The 25,484-nt window shown below is 33.7% G+C and carries 25 protein-coding genes and 1 pseudogene; 20 read left to right on the top strand and 6 right to left on the bottom strand.

Going from position 1 to position 25,484, the window contains the following annotated elements; translation table 11 throughout:
* Positions 1-33 precede the first annotated feature (33 nt).
* From eutG to AC3WTI_RS01945, 4 genes are all read left to right on the top strand, one after another.
* Positions 34-1,236 (top strand): alcohol dehydrogenase EutG, encoded by a 1,203-nt coding sequence (gene eutG / locus AC3WTI_RS01930; protein WP_097841489.1) that lies wholly within the window; start codon positions 34-36, stop codon positions 1,234-1,236.
* A gap of 149 nt (positions 1,237-1,385) precedes the next feature.
* Positions 1,386-2,084 (top strand): aspartate/glutamate racemase family protein, encoded by a 699-nt coding sequence (locus AC3WTI_RS01935; protein WP_097841439.1) that lies wholly within the window; start codon positions 1,386-1,388, stop codon positions 2,082-2,084.
* Positions 2,085-2,165: 81 nt separating this feature from the next.
* The gene (locus AC3WTI_RS01940) at positions 2,166-2,645 is read left to right on the top strand and encodes an SAM-dependent methyltransferase (RefSeq protein WP_179192004.1); all 480 of its coding nucleotides are present in this window, start codon (positions 2,166-2,168) and stop codon (positions 2,643-2,645) included.
* Positions 2,642-3,082, top strand: coding sequence for a GNAT family N-acetyltransferase (locus tag AC3WTI_RS01945; RefSeq protein ID WP_087956306.1), 441 nt, complete (start codon positions 2,642-2,644; stop codon positions 3,080-3,082). Before AC3WTI_RS01940 ends, AC3WTI_RS01945 begins: the two co-directional genes overlap by 4 nt.
* 57 nt (positions 3,083-3,139) lie before the next feature.
* On the opposite strand, the gene AC3WTI_RS01950 is transcribed toward AC3WTI_RS01945, so the two are convergent.
* Both AC3WTI_RS01950 and AC3WTI_RS01955 read right to left on the bottom strand, forming a co-directional pair.
* Positions 3,140-3,667 (bottom strand): HAD-IIIA family hydrolase, encoded by a 528-nt coding sequence (locus AC3WTI_RS01950; RefSeq protein WP_097841440.1) that lies wholly within the window; start codon positions 3,665-3,667, stop codon positions 3,140-3,142.
* 29 nt (positions 3,668-3,696) lie between these two features.
* Positions 3,697-4,128, bottom strand: a complete 432-nt coding sequence (locus AC3WTI_RS01955) for a GNAT family N-acetyltransferase (protein WP_087956308.1) — start codon at positions 4,126-4,128, stop codon at positions 3,697-3,699.
* A 153-nt stretch (positions 4,129-4,281) separates the two neighbouring features.
* Here AC3WTI_RS01955 and AC3WTI_RS01960 point away from each other — a divergent pair, with 153 nt between their 5' ends.
* From AC3WTI_RS01960 to AC3WTI_RS01980, 5 genes and pseudogenes are all read left to right on the top strand, one after another.
* Positions 4,282-4,992 (top strand): ABC transporter ATP-binding protein, encoded by a 711-nt coding sequence (locus AC3WTI_RS01960; RefSeq protein ID WP_087956309.1) that lies wholly within the window; start codon positions 4,282-4,284, stop codon positions 4,990-4,992.
* A pseudogene (locus tag AC3WTI_RS01965) lies at positions 4,985-6,184 on the top strand (ABC transporter permease). Before AC3WTI_RS01960 ends, AC3WTI_RS01965 begins: the two are co-directional and overlap by 8 nt.
* A gap of 282 nt (positions 6,185-6,466) precedes the next feature.
* A complete protein-coding gene (locus tag AC3WTI_RS01970; protein WP_001134412.1) occupies positions 6,467-7,054 on the top strand; it encodes a YpjP family protein in 588 nt (195 codons plus the stop codon).
* A gap of 107 nt (positions 7,055-7,161) precedes the next feature.
* A complete protein-coding gene (locus AC3WTI_RS01975) occupies positions 7,162-7,797 on the top strand; it encodes an HAD family hydrolase (RefSeq protein WP_142286517.1) in 636 nt (211 codons plus the stop codon).
* 84 nt (positions 7,798-7,881) lie between these two features.
* Complete coding sequence (locus AC3WTI_RS01980) at positions 7,882-8,811, top strand: aminoglycoside phosphotransferase family protein (protein ID WP_087956311.1); 930 nt, start codon at positions 7,882-7,884, stop codon at positions 8,809-8,811.
* A 36-nt stretch (positions 8,812-8,847) separates the two neighbouring features.
* Here the strand turns inward: AC3WTI_RS01980 and AC3WTI_RS01985 are convergent, their stop codons facing one another.
* Both AC3WTI_RS01985 and AC3WTI_RS01990 read right to left on the bottom strand, forming a co-directional pair.
* Complete coding sequence (locus AC3WTI_RS01985) at positions 8,848-10,131, bottom strand: S41 family peptidase (protein WP_097841441.1); 1,284 nt, start codon at positions 10,129-10,131, stop codon at positions 8,848-8,850.
* Between the two features lie 115 nt (positions 10,132-10,246).
* Positions 10,247-11,704, bottom strand: a complete 1,458-nt coding sequence (locus tag AC3WTI_RS01990; RefSeq protein ID WP_097841442.1) for a serine hydrolase — start codon at positions 11,702-11,704, stop codon at positions 10,247-10,249.
* A 184-nt stretch (positions 11,705-11,888) separates the two neighbouring features.
* Between AC3WTI_RS01990 and AC3WTI_RS01995 the strand changes: the two genes are divergently transcribed.
* The 6 genes from AC3WTI_RS01995 (at position 11,889) to AC3WTI_RS02020 (ending at position 19,901) form a co-directional block, all read left to right on the top strand.
* Entirely contained in the window at positions 11,889-14,471 is a 2,583-nt protein-coding gene (locus tag AC3WTI_RS01995; protein ID WP_097841443.1) for an alpha-L-rhamnosidase, read from the top strand.
* Positions 14,472-14,586: 115 nt separating this feature from the next.
* The gene (locus tag AC3WTI_RS02000; protein WP_087956315.1) at positions 14,587-15,543 is read left to right on the top strand and encodes a thymidylate synthase; all 957 of its coding nucleotides are present in this window, start codon (positions 14,587-14,589) and stop codon (positions 15,541-15,543) included.
* A gap of 19 nt (positions 15,544-15,562) precedes the next feature.
* The gene (locus AC3WTI_RS02005) at positions 15,563-16,051 is read left to right on the top strand and encodes a dihydrofolate reductase (RefSeq protein ID WP_087956316.1); all 489 of its coding nucleotides are present in this window, start codon (positions 15,563-15,565) and stop codon (positions 16,049-16,051) included.
* Between the two features lie 155 nt (positions 16,052-16,206).
* A complete protein-coding gene (gene pbpC, locus AC3WTI_RS02010; protein WP_087956317.1) occupies positions 16,207-18,192 on the top strand; it encodes a penicillin-binding protein 3 in 1,986 nt (661 codons plus the stop codon).
* A 242-nt stretch (positions 18,193-18,434) separates the two neighbouring features.
* On the top strand, positions 18,435-19,070 hold the full coding sequence (locus tag AC3WTI_RS02015) for an FMN-dependent NADH-azoreductase (protein WP_087956318.1): 636 nt from the start codon (positions 18,435-18,437) through the stop codon (positions 19,068-19,070).
* Positions 19,071-19,181: 111 nt separating this feature from the next.
* On the top strand, positions 19,182-19,901 hold the full coding sequence (locus AC3WTI_RS02020) for a lysophospholipid acyltransferase family protein (RefSeq protein WP_087956319.1): 720 nt from the start codon (positions 19,182-19,184) through the stop codon (positions 19,899-19,901).
* Between the two features lie 37 nt (positions 19,902-19,938).
* Here AC3WTI_RS02020 and trhA read toward each other — a convergent pair whose 3' ends face one another.
* A complete protein-coding gene (gene trhA / locus AC3WTI_RS02025; RefSeq protein ID WP_000136894.1) occupies positions 19,939-20,595 on the bottom strand; it encodes a PAQR family membrane homeostasis protein TrhA in 657 nt (218 codons plus the stop codon).
* A 213-nt stretch (positions 20,596-20,808) separates the two neighbouring features.
* Here trhA and AC3WTI_RS02030 point away from each other — a divergent pair, with 213 nt between their 5' ends.
* From AC3WTI_RS02030 to AC3WTI_RS02045, 4 genes are all read left to right on the top strand, one after another.
* A complete protein-coding gene (locus tag AC3WTI_RS02030) occupies positions 20,809-20,994 on the top strand; it encodes a twin-arginine translocase TatA/TatE family subunit (RefSeq protein WP_000492443.1) in 186 nt (61 codons plus the stop codon).
* Between the two features lie 42 nt (positions 20,995-21,036).
* Positions 21,037-21,780, top strand: a complete 744-nt coding sequence (gene tatC, locus AC3WTI_RS02035; RefSeq protein ID WP_000390140.1) for a twin-arginine translocase subunit TatC — start codon at positions 21,037-21,039, stop codon at positions 21,778-21,780.
* A 341-nt stretch (positions 21,781-22,121) separates the two neighbouring features.
* Positions 22,122-22,373, top strand: coding sequence for a DUF2535 family protein (locus AC3WTI_RS02040; protein WP_000629012.1), 252 nt, complete (start codon positions 22,122-22,124; stop codon positions 22,371-22,373).
* Between the two features lie 152 nt (positions 22,374-22,525).
* The gene (locus tag AC3WTI_RS02045; RefSeq protein WP_087956639.1) at positions 22,526-23,368 is read left to right on the top strand and encodes a DegV family protein; all 843 of its coding nucleotides are present in this window, start codon (positions 22,526-22,528) and stop codon (positions 23,366-23,368) included.
* Positions 23,369-23,567: 199 nt separating this feature from the next.
* On the opposite strand, the gene AC3WTI_RS02050 is transcribed toward AC3WTI_RS02045, so the two are convergent.
* Complete coding sequence (locus AC3WTI_RS02050; RefSeq protein WP_087956320.1) at positions 23,568-24,542, bottom strand: MBL fold metallo-hydrolase; 975 nt, start codon at positions 24,540-24,542, stop codon at positions 23,568-23,570.
* Between the two features lie 334 nt (positions 24,543-24,876).
* Here AC3WTI_RS02050 and AC3WTI_RS02055 point away from each other — a divergent pair, with 334 nt between their 5' ends.
* Positions 24,877-25,464 carry an SCO family protein gene (locus AC3WTI_RS02055; protein ID WP_087956321.1) on the top strand — a complete coding sequence of 196 codons (588 nt, stop codon included), beginning with the start codon at positions 24,877-24,879 and terminating at the stop codon, positions 25,462-25,464.
* The last annotated feature ends 20 nt before the right edge of the window (positions 25,465-25,484 follow it).

Consider the following 25,484-nt stretch of genomic DNA (forward strand, 5'->3'; position numbering starts at 1 on the left):
AAATATTAATTAGGGGAAGAAGGGGTGGAGTACTTGCAAGAAGTTGCTGAGTTTCGTATGCCGAAGTCTGTATTATATGGAAGAAATTCGCTTGAAAAACTGGGGGAACAATCTAAAAAGTTGGGGAAAAGAGCATTTATAGTTACGGATACAATTATGGAGGATTTAGGATATGTCGAGAGGTGTATACAACAATTAAATACGAAAGGTATTACTGTTATTACATATAATAAAGTGAATGCTGAGCCTACCAATTTACACGTGTTAGAAGCGTTAACACTTTGTAAAGAAGGAAAGTGTGATTTTATTATTGGTATTGGTGGTGGAAGTTGTATCGATGCAGCGAAAGCAGTTGCGGTGTTATATACAAATGGTGGAGAAGTGGAAGATTATGTCCAAAAGGATATGGAAATAGACAATGATCCGCTACCACTTATTGCAATCCCAACAACTTCTGGAACTGGATCGGAAGTAACAAGTGTAGCAGTAATTACGAATAAACGAACAGATGTAAAAATGATGATGAAGCATCCAAGTTTTACCCCGCAAGTAGCGATTATTGACCCAATTTTAACACGTTCGGTACCACCTCACATTACAGCAGCAACAGGGATAGATGCATTATGTCATGCAGTCGAAGCATATATTTCTAAAGTTTCACAATCACTTACAGATGTAATAGCTCTTTCCGCAATTGAAAGTATTATGAAATATTTACGTATTGCATATGAAGACGGTGAGAACATGGAGGCAAGAGAAGCGATGATGATAGCATCCTTACAAGCTGGAATCGCATTTTCAAATGCATCTGTTACATTAGTTCATGGAATGTCAAGACCAGTAGGTGCGTTATTTCATGTACCACATGGTATATCGAATGCAATACTATTACCGACAGTTTTAGAATATACAAAAGTGAGTGCAATAAAAAGACTAGCGGAAATTGGACGTTGTTTAAATAAAGATATGTATTCCTACTGTGATGAAGAAGTAGCCGATTACACGCTCGGGGAAATAAAAAAACTTTGCTTTGATCTTCGTATTCCAAATTTAAAAGAATATGGAATTGGTGAGGTTGAGTTTGAAAAAGCTATTTCTAAAATGGCATCTGATGCAATTGAAAGTGGAAGTCCAGCAAATAATCCACGTGTGCCATCATATGATGAAATTAAACAGTTGTATCGAGAGTGTTTTCATTATCAATATGAAGATTCTATAAAAATATTAGATAATTAATTTCAGAATATTCTTATAAAATTTCCTTGGAAATAGTTAAAACAAGACTTTATATTTTGAACGTAAAGTCTTGTTTTATTATGAATAATATACATAATAAAATGTAGCGATTAGTTGTTGAAAATAGTATGAGGTAGGTGTTATTTTTCATGAAAACAATAGGTTTAATTGGTGGTATGAGTTGGGAATCAACGTCTGAATATTATCGAATTATAAATGAAGAAATAAAAGTGAGATTAGGAGGGTTACATTCAGCAAAATGTATGATTAATAGTGTGGATTTTGAAGAGATTGAACGATTCCAGTCTAACGGAGATTGGAATGGCGCAGGAGAAGTATTAGGGAATGCAGCATATGCGTTACAAAGGGGAGGAGCAGATTTTATAATTATTTGCACGAATACAATGCATAAAGTAATTGAGAAAATAAAGGAGAATATTCATATTCCAGTCTTACATATCGCTGATGCAACTGCGAAAGAAATGAAAAGGAAAGACATTCAAACGGTTGGTTTGCTTGGAACTAAATATACAATGGAACAAGACTTTTATAAATTACGCATAGAGGAAGATCATATAAAAGTAATAGTTCCATCAAAAAAGGATAGAGATAAGATAAATGAAGTAATATATACAGAATTATGTTTAGGAAAGATAACATCTCCATCTAGGGAGTATTATAAAAGAGTTATAGAAGAGCTAGTACAACAAGGGGCACAAGGAATCATATTAGGTTGTACAGAAATAGGATTATTAATAAAGCAGGAAGACGTATCAGTTCCGATATTCGACACAACTCATATACATGCAGTTGAAGCAGTTAATTTCGCTTTACAAAATAGATTATAATTATATTATGTAACCTAATGCGTGTTTGTGGAAAACATTCAGAAAATATTTTATAATGTAAGTGGTTACATTTAAGGGGGAATGCGTATGTTTTCAGTTCAACCAATCGCATTTGTACATAATGAAAGAAAGGAAATAAAAGATGATGAGTGGGGAGAAGTAAGATCCTATATTACTTTAAATGAAATGTATACAGAAGAAAGTATACAAGGGATTGAAGATTTTTCTCATATTGAAGTTGTTTTTTATTTTCATAAAGTAACTGATGAACAAATTCAATATTTTGCTAGACATCCTAGAAATAATAATGATTATCCTAAAGTAGGCATTTTTGCACAGCGCGGGAAAAATCGTCCGAATCGCATAGGAGCAACAATTGCAAAGGTAATCAAAAGAGAAGGTAAATCAATTATTGTTGAGGGATTAGATGCTATTGATGGCACCCCTATATTGGATATAAAGCCGGTAATGAAAGAGTTTATGCCGACAGAAGAAATTGTACAGCCTAAATGGGCAACGGATATAATGAAACAGTATTGGAAGGGGAATGGAGTAAAATGAGAATATATGAGGCAACAATTGCAGATTTAGATGGACTAGCATCAGTTTTTAATAATTATCGTATGTTTTATAGACAAGATTCCGATATAGACGGAGCAAAAGTATTTTTGCGAAATCGAATTGAGAGAAAGGAATCTGTTATTTTCGTGGCAGTTGAAGACGGTGAATATATTGGATTCACGCAATTATATCCATCATTTTCTTCTATTTCGATGAAAGAATTATGGATTTTAAATGATCTGTTTGTACAAGCTACTAAGCGCGGGGCAGGAACAGGAAAAAAATTATTAGAAGCGGCTAAAGAATTTGCCTTAGAAAATGGTGCAAAAGGTGTAAAATTACAAACAGAGATTGATAATTTATCAGCGCAGCGATTATACGCTGAAAATGGTTATTTGAGAGATAATCGTTATTTCCATTATGAATTAACGTTTTAAAAAAAAATAAAATGAAAAGAGACGTTTTCATTATAAAAACGTCTCTTTTCATTTGTATTACAGTTGATTTAAAATCCAATTTGTAGCATCTTCAAAGTTTTCTGCAATGTAGTTTGGCTCAATATGTGCCCATTTGTCTCGGTACGTATGTAAAGCATCGTATCCAGCGCCTGTACGCACTAATATCGTTGTCGCATGTACCGTTGCTCCTGCAACGATATCAGTCCAGCGATCACCAATTACAGCGCATTTTGTTAAATCAAGGTCGTGTTTTTCGGCTGCTTGTAGCAGCATACCTGTACTTGGTTTACGACATTCACAACCATCACCGTGTTTGTGAGGACATATGTATATATCATCAAAGCCGAAACCTTTTAATTCTTGTGCAAAATCAGCAACAGTTGCTATCCCGTCTGCGACACCTGGCTGATTTGTGAAAGAGAAAATTTTTATATTTTGAGCTTTTAGTTTTTGCAAAGCTGCTTTTGTAAACGGAAATAATGTAAAAGATCCCGGATAATGTATTGTAGTGTCACCACCAATTGTACCATCACGATCAATAAAAATAGCTTCGATGTTTGTCATAGTTTTAGTCCTTTCCATTTATAGATAGTTTAAAAATGCTTTACAAATCGATATCCATTCACTTCATAGCCTAATTTTTTATAAAAAGGATGTGCTTCTAATCTTTTTGTTCCACTGACTAGCCATGTGCCGATACAATTATGTGTCTTTGCTAATTGCTCTGCGTAATCCATTAATACTTGCCCAATGCCTTTTCGTCGTATTGTAGAATCAACGCTAATAATTGAAATTTCCCCATAACGAGTTACATCTTCTAAATTTTCACGTATACGAAACCCAAGTAATCCAAATATAGTTTCTTCTTCCTCATAAACATATAAAAAATCAAAAGGACTCATTTGTACGAATTGTAATCGGTTGTTCATATCCTCATACGAAATAGAGGAACCTTTTAGTTCTGTTGTTAAAGAGCAAAGTGCATCTATATCGTCTATCGTAGCTTCACGAATTTGAAAAGACATATTATCCACTCCAATTAAATGTAATCAAACATTAAGTATTCTGTTAAAAAATATTTATTCCTGCTATGAAAATAAATATTTTATAATGATATATAGATAGTTATATGTTATTCTTTTCCTAGTTTGCATTGGAAATGGAAAGAAGGGGAATGTATGTTAGACGTGAATATCCGCACTGCCGGTTATGATATAGGGGAAAAGATAATTCATGATATTGCCTTTTCAATTGAAAAAGGTGAATTAGTTGCACTTATTGGTGCGAATGGTGCTGGGAAAAGTACGACAATTAAAACGATGCTCGGTTTACTTGTAAATATGAATGGTGAAATATCATTCGGTGAAAAAAAGAACCCTTATGCATATGTGCCGGAGCACCCGACATATTATGATTATTTAACGCTATGGGAACATATTGAACTATTAATGGCTGCTCGCGAGAACGCAGTAGGAAGCTGGGAAAAGAAAGCTGAAGAATTATTACATATGTTTCGAATGGATAAACATAAACATGAGTATTTATCAAAGTTTTCAAAAGGAATGAAACAAAAATCGATGCTCATTTTGGCATTTTTAACTGAACCAGATTTTTATATTATTGATGAACCTTTTATCGGTTTAGATCCAGTAGCTACGAAAGAGTTTTTAAGTTATTTATATAAAGAGAAAGAACGTGGCGCAGGAATTTTACTTTGTACACATGTATTAGATACAGCTGAAAGAATTTGTGAGAGATTTTTACTCATTTCACAAGGTACATTAGTCGCAGATGGACATTTAGAATCTATCCAAACGTTAGCGGAAATGCCAGGGAGTTCATTATTAGACTGTTTTGATGTAATTGTAAGGCGTGAACAGCATGATTAAACAACAATTTTATAAAAGATTGCGTCATGAACTGGGACGGAAATGGAAGTCCATACGTTCTATAACTGATTGGACAGTCGCGCTATATATTATTATTCCAGCACTTATATTTATAGGGATTTATTATCGTTCACTATGGATAGAAGAATTATCGATGGGAGAGACAGTTTATTTTGGGTTAGGTCTATTCGCTTTTTATGTGATTACATATTCGAGAGGAGTTCGTTCATTTTTTGAACAAGCGGATAGTTTATTTTTAATTTCGTATCCCGCTCACATGCAAAAATTAATCCAGTATGGCATGACATATACGTTTATTCGAATAGCGATAACGAATGTAGTGGTAGTAGCTGCTATGTTACCAGTATTGATGAAAAGTATTGGAGTAACGAAAATACAAGTCGTATTATTTTGGGTATTCTTTACTGTATTTCGATTTTTATTGTCGTTATTAACGAGATTTATTCATATACGTGTGGGGAAACGATGGCTACTATAGATTATGAAAAATGTAATGTTTTCTATAAGTTTAACCTTTTTTGGATTGAGTCTGTTTCTTATTTATAAAAATCCATTTTATTCTATACTATGTATCGGTCTAGCAGTTTTTCTAATTATCGTATTGATAAAAGAAAAATTGAATTATAAAAATTGTTTTTTTAAAGAAGTTGAGACAGAGAAAGAAGAAAGTATGCGCTGGACGAGTGGGATTATGCAAGTTGGTGGTCATACAGCTAAACCGAGTAGTTCGAATAAAAAACCATGGATGTTTCCGCGTTCTAAAAAGTTTTTAGGAAAGAAAAAGGAATCTCGTATTGTTGAATCCTTTTTAAAAGAATTTTTCCGTACAAGTAGTGCGCGAATATTTTATATTCAACTTCTATGCATAAGTACAGTCAGTATTATTATGAGTCCGAGGTGGATTGCAGCTATTATTCTTGCATTTACTTTAGTTGGAATTTCTCGTTATGCGCGCGATTATTGGAATGAATTTTCGAAAAAAATGTTTCTTCATTTATATTGTGATGAAGGAAAATTACTATTGTTAAGATGGAAGGCAGATCGCTATTTATTATTTCCAGTACTACTTTTGTATGGAATAGTTATCCTTTCTCATTTTTATTTATTACTAGCTGTAATTGCCGGGATTCTTTTTATAGTATGGATTGGTTGGATTGTATTTTTACCATAAAAAAAGAGCCGGAAAATGGCTCTTTTTCTAATCTGTCACACATTGATAAAGAAAATATGCTAAAACGAGTATGCTTGCGGCGGAATACATGACATCTAAAGACATATGATCGCCTCCTCATTGTTGTTGTATTTTATTGTATGAAATCTTACAATTTCATATTCAAGTGAAAAATATGTGAACGTTAACAAAATTGTAAAGTGCAAAAATTACAATCATTTTGTATAATGGAAGAAACAACCGTTATATAAAATATAATGAGTGAAAGGGGAGGGAATATACATGCCAAATTGGTTTAGAAAAACCTTAGTCGCCTTAATTACCGTATTTACATTTGGTTTAGTGACGCCTCCTTCCATATTGCTTGATAATGCCAAAGCTGCGGACAAGCCTACAAGCACAGCTGGGCAACAAAATTTGGAGAGTACGTCCTATACATATGAAGAAACGAATGACAGGTTAACCACCGATACTTTTATTACGTATGCAATGCAAGAAGCAGAGAAACAGTCGATGCAAAAGTTTGGCACTAAAATTGGTCCAGTAATTGAAGATGAGTTTAAAGATGTAATATTACCGAAAATTGAAGAGGCAATTGCTGAACTTGCCAATGATGTACCAGAAGATTCGCTACAATCATTAGCGATTTCTCAAAAACCAGCTGGTGGGAATAATGAAAAAATCTTTCACGTTTATGACACGAAATCAGGAAATGACTTATTGCGATTTCATGTAAGGAGAGATCATCCACCGCAAGATGGTTACTATTTTAATTTCCACTATCACCGTTTTGATGATGGGTACTCAGGACATCATGAATTAGGAAATATTTATTGGAATACGAATGTACCGCCAAAATGGCTTTCTTAAAAAGAACAAGAGAAAATCTTGTTCTTTTTTTATATGTATAGAAGGGTAAGACAACTACGGTGTTGAATAAAATAGGTTTAGGAAAAACAAGTAAAGGGAGTATGAGAATGCAAAAATATATTGTTTTTGATTTTGATGGCACATTAGTAGATTCACAAAATATATTTGTACCAATTTATAATCAAATTGCTGAAAAGCATGGATATAAAACGGTAAGGGAAGAAGAAATTGAGTATTTACGTAAATTAACGATGCCAGAAAGATGTAAACAACTCGATGTACCACTGTATAAACTACCGATATTAGCACTGGAATTTTATAAATTGTATCAACCTGCTATAAAAGATCTCATTTTGTTTCATGGGATGAAGGATGTATTAGAGGAACTACATAAAAAAGGATACGGAATTGCAGTCATATCATCGAACTCAGAAGAGCATATTCGGGCATTTTTACACAATAATGATATAGAAAATATACAAGAAGTATATTGTTCTAAAAATTTGTTCGGTAAAGATAAAATGATAAAAAGATTTTTAAAATCGAAAAAAATAACAGAGAAAGATATGTTTTACGTCGGTGACGAACAGCGAGACGTAGCAGCGTGTAAAAAGGCTGGGGTGAATGTAATTTGGGTATCTTGGGGGTATGATGTCATTGAAACAGTGAAAAAAGATGCACCAGATTATATGGTCAATACACCAATGGAAATTGTACAAGTAGTACAAGGGGCATATTCTTAATATGAATACACTTCGTGCAGGCATTCATCATATTGAATTTTGGGTAGCGTATAAAACAAATGTAGAAATGTAAGGGGAATATAGATGAAAACAATTACCGCATGGCAAAATAATATACAGATAGTAAAAGATGCAGCAAATATTGAAGAAATTTCTAAAGGTTTCTCACCAGATAAGAAATATATAGTTACGACAATTGATAATGAAAAATATTTGTTACGGATTGGCGATATAAAAGAGTATGAAAGAAGGAAAATAGAATTTCAAATTTTAAATGAAATGGTAAAACGTAACGTACAGGCACAAAGGCCGATTGAAATAGATATATTGGAAGAAGAAGGTGTATATAGTATTTTCTCATATATAGAAGGGGAAGATGCGAAGAAACTATTGCCTACGTATTCACCAAAAGAACAATATGAGATTGGTATAGAGGCAGGAAAAGATTTAGCAAAAATGCATACATATGAAGCTCCTAATGATATCCTTCCGTGGTATGAAAGAGCAATGAAAAAACATCGAAAATATGTAGAGGCATATAAAACGTGTGGAATAAAAATAAAAAATGATGATAAAATCATTAAGTTTATAGATGAAAATGAAATATATTTAAAGAACCGCCCAAATCGATTTCAACACGATGATTTTCATTTAGAAAATATAATTGTACGAGATGGGAAATATGTAGGTGTTGTTGATTTTAATGGCTACGACTGGGGCGACCCACTTCATGATTTCGTGAAAATTGCGCTATTTGCAAGGGATATTAGTATTCCGTATTCAATCGGACAAATAGAAGGATACTTTAATGAGAGAATACCAGAGGAGTTTTGGAAATTATACGCGGTATACGTGGGCATGACAGTTTTCTCATCAGTTGTATGGTCATTACGAGCAGCACCGCATATGTTAGAGGATACGTTAGAACGCCTTACTATCGTTTTAGAGGATCATAAAGATTTTGAGCTATTAAAGCCGATTTGGTTTCAACCAGAAAAGATTGATATGAAATAGAAAAGGTAGGTGTGGTTCACATCTACCTTTTTTTATTTACCATTCTTCGTTTTGAAGTAGTTGTAATGCTAAATTTAAATCAACATCTTCTTGTATATGTTTAGGAGTCCACGGGATATGTATATGCGGTTGTATGCCAATTTCGGACGTTCCTTCGCCTTTATCTATAATAGAAAGCCGTGAAGTAGGGTAGTAAAGAGCGAATGTATCTGCCCATTCCATTACCGCTAAATTAGAATAATCATTTAATCCAGCAGTAGGACGACCTATTACTTTTACTTTCAATGATTTTTTTGCAACTTCTACAAAAGAATCACCAGAACTTCCGCATGTAACGTCTGTTAATATCACTACTCTAGTAGGTGATTTTCTTCCGTGTATTGTTAATGATTGGAGTTCTTTTGGTAATTCAGAAGGATCAAATGTAACGAAACCTTTTTTATAATTCTTTTTTAAATCTTGAATAAATATATCTGTAAATATTTTGGAAAGTTCGTCTAAAGAATCATAATCTTCCATTTCGATGTCTTTCATACGTAAATGAAAGTTTCGTTCTGTATGATTTAATTGCATTGTATCTGAAGAGTTGAAAAGAGAAATTTCTTTTTCTTCAAATAAGTAAGGAAGTAGGTTGAAAAATGCATCATCACTCCCGCCACGATTCAAACGCACGTCTATTATTAATTTTGGAAAAGTATTAAGCTCATCTTTATGTGAGTCTAATAATTTATTAATAGCTTCAGCATTCGTGAAGTCCGTCAAAGTAATTAAAAGTGTATCTTTATTATGCTGTTTAAATGAATAAATAGGCGTGTATTCATTTTGTTTATACTTTTGTAAAGTAATTGTTTGCGTCAATCCATCTTCATCTATAAGTGTGCAATTGGATGATTTTAATAAAACATAATCCCATTTTTCGCGTTCATATGAAGTTTCGTTTAAATACTTTTTATATTTTATTAATAGCTCAGGAATTTTCATATGATCTATTGCAAGAATAGACTGTCCTTTTTTCACTCTTACTTCATGTGAAGTGGATGTAATATATAGGCGGTCTTCGTATCTTTTCACTTGGAAGCCAACACTGTTAAGAGGTTGATTGTTAGAGTACATTTTGAAAAACATATGATTATCTTTAAAGTCTAGTAAGTAATCACGTACAATTTCAGTAAATTGTACTGGTGTCAGTTCTCCGTGTTTCTCTAATTTCTCGATTGTCTGTAAATAAGTAGAAGGATCGTCCCATCCTTTTTTATCAATACAACCGGAATAATCGTGATGAGTAATCGAAACAACTTCTTTGAAAATTTCTGTGTACATTGCTTTTCCTCCTAGCAATTTGATTAGTTGAATAATAGAATTCTGTATTCTTTACGTATTATCCTTTTTTAGATAGAGAAAAGAGGGATGTGTTATCATCCCTCTATTAAAAAATTTATTTAATTTTCTTAAATGCAAGTGGCTGCGTACTTAACATAGCTGGTACATGTAACTGAAGGGATGGGAATTCACCGCTCACATTCATTTCATAAGCGAATAATAAACTCATTTTCATTTGAAATAAATCAACTTTTGCAGAGAAGATGTCGTAATGATGATGCGCTAATTGAATGTCCATCTCCATAAATTGTACAAATAACGAATCATCTCGTTTGTATACTTGTAATGCTCCGTATGCAGGATGTTCGAAAGTACCAGTGTAATCGTCTAACTTGTGAGAAGGTGTAGTCCCTTTCATTTGTTCAGGAATGGATTCAGTTGCTTCTTTCATCATTTCTTTCATTTTTTCAGTATCTTCTACAACACGTTTATGCCAATTAATGGATTCTAATTCAAGTAGTTCGTCATAAATTTGATTAGCAAGATAAGTAGGAAGTAATGTGCCTCCAGCATTCGTTAAAATGACAAGGCCTATGTTTTCTGTTGGTATGAATGAAACAAGCGCTGAAAATCCATCAATATTACCGCCATGATGAATCACCTTTTTACCACGATAAGCGCTTATAAACCAACCAAGACCGTAACTATTTAATGGAGATTCAGGAAGTGATAAAACTGGTTGATCTGGAATGGAGTTATGTGGTGTATACATTTGTTGTAATAATTCAGAGGAGATTAATTCATGGTCTCCAAATTTCCCTTTGTTTAAGTGAAGAAGTACCCAATTTGCCATATCTTCAATTGTAGAATTAATACACCCAGCAGCGCCGACTGTATCGATGTTATGGAATGGAACTTCTTTTATTTCACCTTCATTTTCAACGTAAGGTAAAGCATAATCATCTGTAGTTTGTGAATCTGTAACAGAGAAGTTTGTATGTCTCATATTTAAAGGTTCTAAAATATGTTCTGTAGCGTATTGCTCCCACCTTTGATTCGTAATGTTTTCAACAATGTAGCTAATTGTTGCATACATTAAGTTGTTATAAAGAAATGATGTACGGAACGGTGCATCAAGTGGTAAATGTTTTATTTTTTCAACGAGATCTTTTCGAGATAAGGAAGAGCTGTACCAAAGAGCCTCATGACGACTAACCCCAGTGCGATGGGAAGCCAAATCTCGTCCTGTAACTTGTGAGCTAGCAAGTAGTTCAGATAAAGAGAAGTTAGGTATATATGACTGGACGGGAGTATCCCAATCAAACTTTTTTTGCTGTGCCAACAAGCTTAATGAAAGTGTACCAAAGGCTTTCGTTGAGGAACCGATCGCGAACCGAGTACTCGGTGTAACAGCTTCTTTTTTCTCTATATTTCGATATCCGAAACCTTCTGAAATAATAACTTCACCATCTTTTATAACAGCTACAGCAGCGCCAGGAACATTTAAATCCTTCATCATCTTTTCAATCGTTGTTTGTAAAGAAGTCATAACAGGCGTTTCAATTTTAGACATACCTCTAACCTCCAAATATAAATTTTGTTCTACCGCACTATACTTTCGGTAATAGAAAATGAAAACCTTTTTAATTATGGAAAGTTAATAATTTTGTAAGGATGAATGAAATTATTATTTATTTAGAATTTTATTTTTATTATAATTAATTTAAATTAAGTTTTAGAAAAGATGGTGAAGAAGTGTGCTAACAATAAAGAGAATGCTTTGCGATAATAAAAAAAATCCGATTGGTATAGATTCAAAAGTTGTAAAAATGAGTTGGCAGCTTGAATCGAGTAACCAAAATGTAAAACAAATTGCTTATCAATTGCAGGTTGCGAAGGATAGAGATTTTGAAATATTAATGTTTGACTCCCAAAAAGTAGAAACAGATCAAAGCTTACATATTCCAATCAATTCATTTTCATACAGAGCAGAAACGCGTTATTTTTACCGGGTAAAGGTATGGGATAATTACGGAGAAGAATCACTCTGGTCAGAAGTAGCATTTTGGGAGACTGGAATACAAGGGCAAGATAACTGGAGCGGGAATTGGATTGCTGCGAAAAAAGAGAGCACGCAAGTTATGTCTTTTCATAAAAGCTTTTCTATTAAAAAATTAGTTAAAAAAGCACGTTTATATATCACAAGTTTAGGGTTATACGAGTCTTCTATAAATGGTGAACGTATTGGAGATTGTTATTTTACACCTGGATGGACAAGTTATGATAAAAGGGTATTGTATCAAACATATGATATAACCCATGTATTAAATATTGGGCATAATGATATTTCTACTTTGGTTGGTAACGGCTGGTATAAAGGGCCAATTACTATGCATCATGTGCGTAATTATTACGGGAAAAGACGAGCAATAATTGCTCAATTACATATAACCTATGAAGATGGAACGAAAGAAAAAATTGTAACGGATGAAACATGGAAGGTAACTTCAAGCCCAATTTTGTACTCAGAAATTTATGAAGGTGAAGTATACGATGCTAGGCTTGAAGAAAGTGGGCAAGTGCTAGAAGAAGTTGAAATAATTGAGTATTCCAAACAAATAATTGTTGCACAAGAAAATAAAGCGATTCGCAAAATGAAAATAATAAAACCAATTGCTATTTCAAAACTATCAAATCATGAATGGCTTATTGATATGGGACAAAATATGGTAGGGTGGATGCGTTTTACAGTCCATCATGTTTATATTGGACAAAAGATTGAATTGCATCATGCTGAAATATTAAATAAAGACGGTAGTTTTTATACTGGAAATCTCCGAAAGGCAAAACAAAAAATAGTGTATATAGCAAAAGGAGAAGAGGAGGAAACGTTTGAACCTCATTTTACATATCAAGGCTTTAGGTATGTAAAAATAAGTGGATTAACTCAGCCGCCTCAAATAGCAGATTTTGAGGGGGTTGTATTGTATACAGATATGGAAAAAGCGACTGAATTTGAAACGTCTAATCCATTAATCAATCAACTTCATCATAATGTGGAATGGTCTCAAAGAGGGAACTTTTTTGATGTGCCAACAGATTGTCCGCAGCGGGACGATCGGCTCGGATGGACAGGAGATGCACAAATGTTCATTGGAACAGCTACGCAAATTATGGATGTACAATTGTTCTTTAAAAAGTGGCTCCAAGATTTAACACTAGACCAAAATAAAAACGGAGCTGTGCCTTTAGTTATACCAGATGCGTTTGGAAAAAGAGCAGATTTTAATCTGGATACTTCCGGTGGTTGGGGCGATGCAGCAATTATTTGTCCGTGGGTTCATTATTTACATTACGGAGATGTATCAATTTTAAAAGAACAATATGACAGTATGAAGAAGTATATAGATTACATACGTTCACAAGGTGAGAACGAGTATTTATGGGATACAGGCTATCATTTAGGCGATTGGCTTGCATTAGATACGAAACCCGATATATATGAAGGCGGAACAGACAAGCATTTTATTGCGACGGCTTTTTATGCATATTCAACATCGCTTGTACAAAAAATTGCTGAGATTTTAGGTGAACAAACAGATGCTACGTTTTATAAAGAATTACATGCAAATATTGTTCAAGCGTTTCAAAATGAATTCGTTACACCGAATGGTAGGTTAAGTTCGAACACACAAACAGCCCACATATTAGTACTTCTTTTTGAACTATTGAAAGATGATGTGAAGGAGAAAGTATTTAATCGGTTAATTGAGCTTTTAAAAGAAAGTAAAAATCATTTAACAACTGGTTTTATAGGAACACCGTATTTAAATTTAATATTAAGCAAGTTTAACCGTCATGACCTTGCTTGTAAGCTTCTATTTCATGAAGATTATCCATCATGGTTATACCAAGTGAAAAAAGGTGCCACAACAATTTGGGAACATTGGGATGGTGTGAAAGAGGATGGAACCCTTTGGAATGATAGTATGAATTCGTACAATCATTACGCATATGGCTCTATCGTTGAATGGATATACCGATATATCGTTGGATTAGAAGTGGATGAAGCCGACCCTGCATATAAACATTTTTATATACAGCCTCATTTTAATTCTAATCTAGACTGGGTTTGTATAAAGCGTGAAACAGCATATGGGGAAATTAAAATTGATTGGCGTGTAGAACATGGACAAGCAGTATTAAACGTTGATGTGCCAACAAATACATCTGCTACATTACGAATAGTGGAAGATGATTGGAAGGCAAGTGATATGCCTGAAATGAAATTAGGTTCAGGCGCATATGAATTTAGATTTTGTAAGAACATACAGAAGTAGAATTTTGTTAAGTATAGAAATGTTTTTTTATAAATTTAGTTTGTTCAATCTGTTAGCATTAAATTTATGATAAAATCCATATAGACTAGAGATTTGAAAGAAGGTTTTACTACATATGAAACATGCTGAAAATGAATACTTAAATTTATGCTGCCATGTAATGGAGCATGGTACGAAGAAAGAAGATCGTACAGGGACAGGCACTGTATCTGTATTTGGCTATCAAATGCGTTTTGATCTAAGTAAAGGTTTTCCTTTATTAACGACAAAGAGAGTGCCGTTTCGCCTTGTAGCAAGTGAGTTGCTTTGGTTTATGAAAGGTGATACAAATATTCGTTATTTATTGCAGCATAATAATAACATTTGGAATGAATGGGCATTTAAGAGCTGGGTAGAAAGTGACGAGTATACTGGTCCTGACATGACCGATTTCGGTCTTCGCTCACAACAAGATGAGGAATTTAAAGTACAGTACGATGAACAAATGGAATTGTTTAAAAAGAACGTTTTAGAAGATGATGATTTCTCAAATAAATATGGTTATTTAGGAGACGTATACGGTAAGCAGTGGCGTGCTTGGAAAACGACAGCTGGTGAGACACTTGATCAATTAAAAGATGTAATTGAAATGATTAAAAAAACGCCAGACTCACGTCGTCTAATTGTTTCTGCTTGGAATCCTGAAGATGTACCAAGTATGGCATTACCACCTTGTCATACCCTATTTCAGTTTTATGTAGCAGACGGTAAACTTTCTTGTCAGCTATATCAAAGAAGTGGTGATATATTCCTTGGAATTCCATTTAACATTGCAAGTTACTCGCTATTAACGCATTTAATTGCACATGAATGCGGACTTGAAGTGGGAGAATTTGTTCATACAATTGGAGATGCACACATTTATACGAATCATTTTGAGCAAGTAGAAAAGCAATTGGCACGTGAACCACGTCCGTTCCCGAAACTTACATTAAATCCAGATGTGAAATCTGTGTTTGATTTTGAAATGGAAGATTTAACGATTGAAGGATATGATCCGCACCCAGCAATTAAAGCACCGGTTGCAGTGTAATTGTAGAGGAGATGAAAAGATGATAGTTTCATTTATGGTCGCAATGGACGAGAATAGAGTAATTGGTAAAGATAATAATTTACCTTGGCGTTTACCAAGTGAATTACAATATGTAAAGAAAACAACGATGGGTCATTCGCTTATTATGGGAAGAAAAAACTATGAAGCGATTGGTAGACCACTGCCTGGAAGACGTAATATCATTGTAACTCGTAATGAAGGGTATCATGTTGAAGGCTGTGAAGTAGCACATTCTGTAGAAGAAGTGTTCGAGCTATGTAAAAATGAAGAAGAGATTTTTATTTTTGGCGGAGCGCAAATTTATGATCTCTTTTTACCTTACGTAGACAAATTATATATAACAAAAATCCATCATGCATTTGAAGGAGATACGTTCTTCCCAGAAATCGATATGGCAAATTGGAAAGAAATTTTTGTTGAAAAAGGGTTAACGGATGAAAAAAATCCGTATATGTACTATTATCATGTATATGAAAAGCAACAATAATAATAGAGATTGATGTGAATATTCGCATCAATCTTTTTATTTATATCCATCAATATTGGTTTATAGATGAGATTCGATAGTGCTATAATGAATGGTAGCATGTAAAAATGCTAATATTTTCTAAAGTATTTGTATAGAAAGAGGAGGAGAATCGATTGAGAAAGATATGGGGGATTCTTTTTCTTTGCTTAACATTCATGTTAGTTGGATGTGGTAAAGAAGAAAAACCACAAGAAGCATTTGATACATATGCAAAAGCATGGAATAAACAAAAATTTGCTGAAATGTATGATCAATTATCAGAAAAGGCAAAAAAAGATATTTCAAAGAAAGAATTCACTGAGAAATATGAAAAAATTTATTCTGGCATTGAAGTGAAAGATTTAAAAGTAGAAACAGGGGAAGTAAAAGAAGATAAAAAAGATGAAGGCCCTGTTCCTTTTAAAGTAAGTATGGATACAGTTGGCGGTAAAATCACTTTTGGTCATGAAGCAAAAATGGTGAAAGAAAAAGATGGAGATAAAGAATCTTGGAAAGTAGATTGGACTCCTGATTTTATATTCCCAGGTATGACGAAAGATAGTAAAGTGCGTATGCAAACGACGCAGCCGAAACGTGGAGAAATATATGACCGTAATGGTAAATATCTTGCAGTAAATGGTAAAGCCTCTGAAATCGGAATGATTCCTGAACAGTTAGGTGATGCTGCTCCGCAAACGAAAGAAACGGTAGCGAAGTTACTAAATATGTCTGTTGAAGAAATTGATCAAAAATTAGCAGCTAAATGGGTAAAACCAAATTACCTTGTACCAATGGGAATATTGCCTGAAGGAGCAACTCAAAATACGTACATAGATTTACCGGGTGTTGCAACAAAGCCAGTAAATGTTCGCTCATATCCATTAGGAGAAGAAGCAGCACATCTTACTGGCTATATTGGAAAAGTGAATGCTGAAGATTTGAAAACGCTACAAAAGAAAGGCTATCAAGCTGATGATCCAGTAGGTAAAGCTGGTTTAGAGCAAGTACTGGAAGAAAAGCTACGCGGTAAAAAAGGTGGTCGTGTCTTCGTAGAAGATGCACAAGGAAAAGAAATGAAAAATTTAGCAAAAACAGATGCTGTTGATGGAGAAAATGTAACTTTAACGATTGACAGTGCAGTTCAAAGCGAAATTTATAATGAAATGAAAAATGAAGTAGGGTCAAGTGCAGCCATTAATCCAAAGACTGGAGAAACACTTGCACTTGTGAGCACACCGGCTTATAACCCAAATACCCTTACAAGAGGGGCGTCAAAAGCGCAACGTGATGCGGTAAATAATGATCCAAAAAAACCGATGACGAATCGATTTACACAATTATCAGTGCCAGGATCTGTATTTAAGCCGATTACAGCTGCAATCGGTCTTGAAACGAAAACAATTGATCCAAAAGAAGAGTTGAAAATTGAAGGATTAAAATGGACAAAAGATTCTTCTTGGGGTAATTATTATGTAACACGTGTAAAAGATGCAAATCCGATTGATTTTGATAAGGCAATGAAATATTCGGATAATATTTATTTTGCACAAGAAGCTTTGAAAATCGGAAAAGATAAATTTATGAGCGAAGCGAAAAAGTTCGGATTCGATGAGAAACTACCAATTGAATATGGATTCCCAGCTTCTAAAATCGCAAATGATGGTATTAAAAATGATATTCAAATGGCAGACACAGGTTATGGACAAGGGCAAGTATTAATGACGCCACTCCATCTAGCATTAACGTACGCACCAATTGTTAATGATGGAAACATACCTTCTCCATATATTATTAAAACAGATAAGCAACCAAAAGTTTGGAAAGAGAATGTAATTTCAAAAGGCAATCAGGATATATTAAAAACTGCTATGACGAAAGTAATTAATGATCCAGATGGTACTGGGAAAATTGCTAAAATTGATGGAATGACTCTTGCTGGAAAAACAGGTACAGCGGAATTAAAAGTATCAAAAGAGGCCGAAGGGAAAGAACTAGGCTGGTTCGCTGCATTTGATTTAAATTCACCAGATATGGTCATTACAATGATGATTGAAGATGTAAAAGGTAGAGGTGGAAGTAACATTCCAGCTGAAAAAGTGAAACATGTGTTTCAAAAATAATATGTAATAAAAGGCTATCTCTATAATTTGTAGAGATAGCCTTTTTGTTTGAAAGAATTCTCAATATCTATATACTGAATTTTAAAGAAACAAAATAAATCATTAACTTACGAAAAAAAAGTAGCTATTTTTTATTGACATCACACATAACTTTTTGTATTATACTTACATAAGGTAAGTTATTTACTTTCAAATTATAAATCTCAAATTAAAGATAAAATGTATAAAAGGGAGAGAATACAATGACAAAAGTACTATTTATTACAGCAAATCCAAATTCAGCAGAAGGTTCTTTCGGAATGGCAGTAGGGGAAGCTTTCATCGAAGCTTATAAAAACGAACATCCACAAGACGAAGTTGTAACAATTGATTTATTCAATACTACAGTACCAGCAATTGATGCAGATGTATTCGCTGCTTGGGGTAAATTTGCAGCAGGTGAAGGCTTTGAAACTTTAACTGAAGTTCAACAACAAAAAGTTGCAGCAATGAACACAAACTTAGAAACATTTATGCATGCGGATCGTTATGTATTCGTAACTCCAATGTGGAACTTTAGCTATCCACCAGTAGTAAAAGCATACTTAGATAACGTAGCAATCGCAGGTAAAACATTCAAATATACTGAAAATGGACCAGTTGGCTTATTAGAAGGCAAAAAAGCACTTCACATTCAAGCAACAGGTGGCGTTTATTCTGAAGGAGCATACGCATCTGTAGACTTCGGTCGCAATCACTTAAAAACAGTATTAGGATTCGTTGGTGTAAATGATACTGAATATATTGCAGTTGAAGGTATGAATGCAAACCCTGAAAAAGCACAAGAAATTAAAGAAGCAGCAATTGCTAATGCGCGTGAATTAGCAAAACGTTTCTAATATAGAATACTTAAAAATGTCCAAACACTTGCTGTTTGGACATTTTTTCTTCTTTTTCCTTCGTTTGTCTAGTATAATGAAGGTCGGAATGATAATAGGTGGGGGTTCTGTATGATTCAAACGTTTTTTAAAATCTTTTATTTAATTTTAATTGTAATTGCGATTACACCGAGAATGTGGCGTCTGAAAAGACAAGTAAATACGATGTCGCCACAAGAAAAAGATAATGTTGTGTATAAAACGACAAATTGGTTTGGTAAGAAAATGGTACGAGTAGCTGGATCTACAGTTGAAGTAAAGGGGCTTGAAAACGTTCCAAAAGATAAGCCGGTACTAGTTGTAAGTAATCACCAAAGTAATATGGATATTCCTGTTTTACTAGGTTACTTAAATAAACCAATTGGATTCGTTTCAAAAGCAGAGATTAAGAAGTTTCCAGTTGTACCAACGTGGATGGAACTTATGAATTGTGTATTTATGAATCGTAATGATCGTCGTCAATCACTTCAAGCGATTAAAGATGGAATTGAGCTGTTAAAGAATGGACATTCTATCGTAATCTTCCCAGAAGGGACGAGAAGTAAAGGTGGCGAAATTGGAGAATTTAAGGCTGGGAGTTTTCACCTTGCAGTAAAATCTGGTGTAGCAATCTTACCTGTAACATTAGATGGGACATATAAAATGTTTGAAGCGAATGGAAACCGCATGAAACGAGCTCATGCAACAGTAACAATTTCTAAGCCGATTACACCTGAAGAGTATGCGCATATGGATATTAAAGAGTTAACGAAGCATACACAAGATGTTATCGCATCACAATTACATAATTAACAAAAAAGGTTTCAGCTTATATAAGCTGAAACCTTTTTTATGCTGTAGGTAAGACATAAAAGAGTACGCAGAAAAACATCATCGCGCTACCACCTAAAACGAAAAGGTGCCAAATGGCATGGTTGAAAGGAAGTTTTTCCCAAAGGAAGAATATAGCCCCTACTGAATATAAAATTCCGCCCGCTAAAAGTAGTGAGAAACCGTGCCCAGTTAGATTTTCATAAAGTGGTTTAATTGCAACGATTATGAGCCAACCCATGATGATATAACACAATGTTGATGCTTTAATAAAGCGGCGTACAAAGAAGATTTTGAAGATGATACCTCCGATTGCTAGTGTCCATATTATAGCGAGTAACGTCCAGCCTAATGGTCCACGAAGCGTAATTAATAAAAAAGGAGTATATGTGCCAGCGATTAATAAATAAATGGCTGAGTGATCTAGTATAGTAAATAATTTTTCTACTTTTGGATGGTGGATGCTATGTAACAATGTCGAAAACAAATACAGTAAGAACATGCTTACACCATAAACCGTAAATGCAACAACAGCAGATGCGGTACCATGCTTAGAGGCATGTATAATCAATATGATTAAGGCAGGGATGCTTAAAATGGCACCGATACCATGTGTAATTGCGTTTGCAATTTCTTCTTTCACAAATTGCGTCATTCGTGTCATTTTTTCAGTCATAATGGTAATCCTTTCTACTATCATAAAATAATATGTCGTTTCCCTTACCATATCATACACAAGAGCAATAGAAAATGAAATTTGTATAATTGATTATATTTTTGAATTTTTTTGACAAAAGACAATGGTTTTGTTGACGTTTTCAAACTTTTTTGACAAAATAAAATTATGCAATAGTAGGACAAGGAATCTACTAATAAAGGGGATGGAGAAATGTTTTCAAATATTGGCTTTCCAGGATTAATTTTAATTTTAGTAGCTGTACTTATTTTATTTGGCCCGAAAAAATTGCCGGAAATCGGAAAGGCTTTAGGGGAAACGTTAAAAGAATTCAAAAAATCAACGAAAGAATTGACTGATGATGCATTTCAAGAGAAGGAAAAGAAAGAAAAAATGTAATAAATTTTCCTTGTAATGGATAAATAAAGTGTGGTGAACGAGATGGAAGATCGGGAAATGAGCGTAGTAGAACATATAGTTGAACTTCGCAAACGAGTAATATATACAGTGCTATCCTTTGTACTATTTTTAATTGTTGGGTTTACTTTTACGAAGGATATTTATTTTTGGCTTGTAAAAGATTTACCAATGAAATTAACTGTTCTCGGTCCAAGTGATGTATTGTGGATTTTTTTCTCGATTGCTACAGTATTTGCTATCGTTTGTACAATTCCTTTTGCTGCTATACAAATTTGGTTATTTGTAAAACCGGGTTTACATCCAAATGAACAAAAGATGACAGTAATGTATATACCGGTATTGTCTATATTATTTATTGCAGGTTTATGTTTTGGATATTTCGTTGTAATGCCGTTTTTATTTCATTTTTTAACAACGATAGGTAATGAAATGTTTAATACGATGTTTACGACAGAAAAGTATTTTCATTTTGTTCTTAATTTAACAGTTCCATTTGCTGTAATTTTTGAATTGCCTGTAGTTGTCATGTTTTTAACGAGTATTGGACTATTGACGGCGGAATTTCTAATAAAAATAAGAAGGTATGCTTACGTAGCATTGATTATCATTGCCTCGTGTATATCACCGCCAGATTTTTTATCTCATAGTTTAGTTGCGGTACCACTTATTTGTATTTATGAAATTAGTATTGCTTTATCAAAGATTGTTAGTAAGCGAAAAAAGAAAAGAGAAGAAGAAATCCAATCGAAAAGTGCCTCGTTATAAAGGCACTTTTTTTATTTATTTGTTATACTCTAGCTATAAACGTATACAATATAGAGAAGAAAAAAATTATAGAATCTCCAAAATTTAGACAAACTTTGCGCTTTTATAAGTTTATACTGAATATATTAAGCAATATACGGATAACGAGTCCTCGTCTTATGCGAAATTTAGGATGGGGGATGGATTAGGTGGAGATGAATAGAGTATAAATCTTCTAGCCATAAGGACTACAGAGATTGTCTAAGGATACTTTTGTATTCACAGGAGTCTCCACTTTAAACAACGTGTTACAGCGTAAAGTAGAAGAAGTTCAAAATCCAATGAAAAAGAGGATTGATATTGTGATTACGAAAAGTTTTTATTTCACTCATTCAACAGGGGATTGTATTAAAATATTTGAAATCCCTGTTCTACAGGCGCAGCATCCATTATCGTTTCTAATTCAGTCTCGTCTTCAATTATTTATTGCAAAAATTCAAAAACAAAAACACCCAAGATTTTCGTATTCTTTCCGTGAATATTTACAAAATTGTTTGAAGTGGAATGATTATTTAAATGTATATAAAACAAATACTCTTGAAAAAAATGCATGATATAGAGTGGGGACAGGGTTAGGAGCTCTGTCTTTTTCATTTTAGGTATAAAAATATAATTAATTTGATTAAATTTCGTTCCAAATTGTTGAAAGCAATGGGAATACTAGTATAATAACAAGGAGAGCGTATTGGAAAGGGAAGAATATAATATGCAAAAAATTAAAATTGTAACAGATTCAACAGCAGATTTATCACAAGAGGTAATTGAGAAGTATGACATTCATGTTTTACCATTATCAATCTCTGTAAATGGACAAACATATTTAGATCGCGTTGATCTACAACCGGATGAATTTATTGAAGAAATGATTAAATCAGAAGAACTACCAAAAACATCACAACCAGCAATGGGTACATTTGTAGAAATGTATGACAAGTTAGGTGAAGATGGAAGTGAAGTACTTTCCATTCATATGACAAGTGGAATGAGTGGTACTGTGGCAACTGCAAATAGTGCTGCATCAATGACCGATACAAAAGTAACAGTTGTTGATTCGCAATTTATTACACATGCTTTAGCATATCAAGTAATAGAAGCTGCGAAAATGGCAAATGAAGGACGCTCACTAGAAGAAATTTTAAAACGTGTAGATGAAGTGAGAAAGAACACTCGTTTATATGTAGTAGTAGATACATTAGAAAACTTAGTGAAGGGTGGGCGTATCGGTAAAGGAAAAGCGTTTATCGGTTCGCTACTTAATATAAAACCAATTGCTAGCCTTGAAGATGGTGTTTATAACCCTGTAACGAAAGTGCGTAGCCAAGGTCAAATTGTAAAAACGTTAGCTAAGTTATTTGAGGAAGATACAGCTGGAAAAGTTGTAAAAGCTGTTGCAATTCCACATGCGAAAGCAATTCCATTAGCTGAAAATGTAAAAGCGGCTGTTGAAAAAGTGAGCGGATTTGCTCAATCAGAAATTTTCTTTACAACGCCTATTATCAGTACTCATACAGGTCCAGGTGCAATCGGATTTATGTATTTAGCAGAGTAATAAAAAAGCTACTTGAAATGAATTTTCAAGTAGCTTTTTTATGTGAATAGGAAGTAAGAAATAAGAAGGGCTATACAGGCACTACCGCTAATGATATAGCGAGTCTGTAAATATTCATTCATAGAAAACACCCACTGATTAAAGTTTCACTTTATGATTTTCTATAGTATATGTTGAATATAGAAAATAAGTAGTTACGTTATACGTGTATCGTTTCACTTTTTTCATTTGTTTGCTTATCATTTGTTACGCTATTATAAGTGAAAGTTTGGCCTAAAAAGAGTACATGCAGTTGTTCCCACGGTAACATACGTAAATTCCAATTATTTCGAAGCCTTGTTACTGCCTCACGAGGTGTTTCATCGGCAAGAGCAAAAGCTCCGTAATGCATTGGTATAAAGTGTGTAGCGTTTAAGTCTAAATAAGCTTGCACAGCCTCCTCAGGTGAAACGTGGGATATTTTCATAAACCATTCTGGTTCATAAGCGCCAATTGGCATAAGGGCAATATCAATTGAAAAGCGTTTGCCGATTTCTTTGAAACCCTGGAAATAACCACTGTCACCACAAAAATAAATGGTTTCTTTCGTTGTTTCATTATTAATAATCCATCCGCCCCAGTGAGAGGTATTCATATCAAATAAGGATCTTCTCGTCCAGTGCTGGGCAGGTACGAAGTGAATGGAAACATCACTAACTGTTGTATTTTCCCACCAATTATACTCTTCTACGTGAGTGAATTTTTTGCGAGTAAATAATTTTTTCAGTCCAATAGGTACAAGGTATAAAACATCATCATTTAGCTGGCGAAGCGTTGAAAAATCTAAATGATCATAATGACCGTGCGAAATGAGGACAATATCAATTTTAGGTAGTTCTTGTATAGAAAGACCGGGTTCAGTAAGTCTTGGAACTAATTTTAATTTAGTAGCCCATACTGGATCTGTTAATATATTCAGCCCATTCGTTTGGATAAGGAATGTGGAATGACCAATCCAAGTTACAGTCGTCTTTTCAAAGTTGTTCTGTAGGAATTTACTTTGTTTAACAGGTGATTGTTCTACTAAAAAAGAAAAATCCTTTTTATTTTGTTTTCGCTCTTTTCGCCAACGTATGAAGGAACGAATTGATTTTTTTGTGCTTACATTATCCATATTTTCATAACGTTTTGTCATGAACATCACCTCATTTAAAATCGTTGTAATTGTATTGTAACGAAATGTTGTTAAGGAATACAGTGTATAACATGGATGAATGTTTAAGTAATTGTTAAAAAATAGGGGGGGAGGTTTACAATAGTAACAATAAATTTAGTTTTGCAACTTCTATTTAGAGAAATAATAGTAAAAAATATATTTTGTCTAGTAATTCGCTTGAAATAAAGAAGTAACATACGTAAATTCGTACGATTTCGTGAACAAATGTAGTAAACAATTTTCTCGTAGTGTTAACTTTTGTTATGATAAACATAACCTATTTAAATTTAGGATAGAGAAAAGAGGTTTATTAATGAAGCATTATCAAAAATTAATTGGTCTTATGGTTGTATTTTGTCTCTTTGTACTTGCTGGATGTAGTGGATCAGGTTCAAAGCTTCGTAAACCATTGAATTGGGATTTAGAAACATTCCAATTTACAAATCAAGAAGGAAAGCCATTTGGTACAAAAGATTTAAAAGGGAAAGTTTGGGTTGCAGATTTTATGTTCACAAATTGCCAAACAGTTTGTCCACCAATGACTGCTAATATGGCAAAACTGCAAAAGATGGCAAAAGAAGAGAAGTTAGACGTTCAGTTTGTTTCGTTTAGTGTTGATCCAGACCTTGATAAGCCGGAGAACCTGAAGGCTTTCATTCAAAAGTTTACAGAGGATACTAGTAACTGGAATTTATTAACGGGTTATTCGTTAGAAGATATTACAAAGTTTTCAAAAGATAATTTCCAATCACTTGTAGATAAACCTGAGAATGGTCAAGTTATGCATGGCACATCATTTTATTTAATTGATCAAAACGGAAAAGTAATGAAAAAGTATAGTGGTATTAGTAATACGCCGTATGAAGACATTATACGTGATATGAAGCGATTAGCGGATTAAAAAGAAGGGTGCAGATTAAA

The sequence above is a fragment of the Bacillus sp. EB106-02-03-XG38 genome, from assembly GCF_058792175.1.

Bases quoted from the DNA above. Each gene is read 5' to 3' on its own strand.
- tatC (WP_000390140.1), top strand. From the start codon at position 21,037: ATGGAAGATCGGGAAATGAGCGTAGTAGAACATATAGTTGAACTTCGC.
- AC3WTI_RS01990 (WP_097841442.1), bottom strand. From the start codon at position 11,704: ATGTCTAAAATTGAAACGCCTGTTATGACTTCTTTACAAACAACGATT.
- AC3WTI_RS01945 (WP_087956306.1), top strand. From the start codon at position 2,642: ATGAGAATATATGAGGCAACAATTGCAGATTTAGATGGACTAGCATCA.
- AC3WTI_RS02055 (WP_087956321.1), top strand. From the start codon at position 24,877: ATGAAGCATTATCAAAAATTAATTGGTCTTATGGTTGTATTTTGTCTC.
- AC3WTI_RS01975 (WP_142286517.1), top strand. From the start codon at position 7,162: ATGCAAAAATATATTGTTTTTGATTTTGATGGCACATTAGTAGATTCA.
- AC3WTI_RS01960 (WP_087956309.1), top strand. From the start codon at position 4,282: ATGTTAGACGTGAATATCCGCACTGCCGGTTATGATATAGGGGAAAAG.
- AC3WTI_RS01955 (WP_087956308.1), bottom strand. From the start codon at position 4,128: ATGTCTTTTCAAATTCGTGAAGCTACGATAGACGATATAGATGCACTT.
- AC3WTI_RS02045 (WP_087956639.1), top strand. From the start codon at position 22,526: ATGCAAAAAATTAAAATTGTAACAGATTCAACAGCAGATTTATCACAA.
- AC3WTI_RS01935 (WP_097841439.1), top strand. From the start codon at position 1,386: ATGAAAACAATAGGTTTAATTGGTGGTATGAGTTGGGAATCAACGTCT.
- AC3WTI_RS01980 (WP_087956311.1), top strand. From the start codon at position 7,882: ATGAAAACAATTACCGCATGGCAAAATAATATACAGATAGTAAAAGAT.
- AC3WTI_RS02050 (WP_087956320.1), bottom strand. From the start codon at position 24,542: ATGACAAAACGTTATGAAAATATGGATAATGTAAGCACAAAAAAATCA.
- trhA (WP_000136894.1), bottom strand. From the start codon at position 20,595: ATGACTGAAAAAATGACACGAATGACGCAATTTGTGAAAGAAGAAATT.
- AC3WTI_RS02030 (WP_000492443.1), top strand. From the start codon at position 20,809: ATGTTTTCAAATATTGGCTTTCCAGGATTAATTTTAATTTTAGTAGCT.
- AC3WTI_RS01950 (WP_097841440.1), bottom strand. From the start codon at position 3,667: ATGACAAACATCGAAGCTATTTTTATTGATCGTGATGGTACAATTGGT.
- AC3WTI_RS02015 (WP_087956318.1), top strand. From the start codon at position 18,435: ATGACAAAAGTACTATTTATTACAGCAAATCCAAATTCAGCAGAAGGT.
- AC3WTI_RS02005 (WP_087956316.1), top strand. From the start codon at position 15,563: ATGATAGTTTCATTTATGGTCGCAATGGACGAGAATAGAGTAATTGGT.
- AC3WTI_RS01940 (WP_179192004.1), top strand. From the start codon at position 2,166: ATGCGTATGTTTTCAGTTCAACCAATCGCATTTGTACATAATGAAAGA.
- AC3WTI_RS01985 (WP_097841441.1), bottom strand. From the start codon at position 10,131: ATGTACACAGAAATTTTCAAAGAAGTTGTTTCGATTACTCATCACGAT.
- AC3WTI_RS02000 (WP_087956315.1), top strand. From the start codon at position 14,587: ATGAAACATGCTGAAAATGAATACTTAAATTTATGCTGCCATGTAATG.
- AC3WTI_RS01970 (WP_001134412.1), top strand. From the start codon at position 6,467: ATGCCAAATTGGTTTAGAAAAACCTTAGTCGCCTTAATTACCGTATTT.
- AC3WTI_RS02020 (WP_087956319.1), top strand. From the start codon at position 19,182: ATGATTCAAACGTTTTTTAAAATCTTTTATTTAATTTTAATTGTAATT.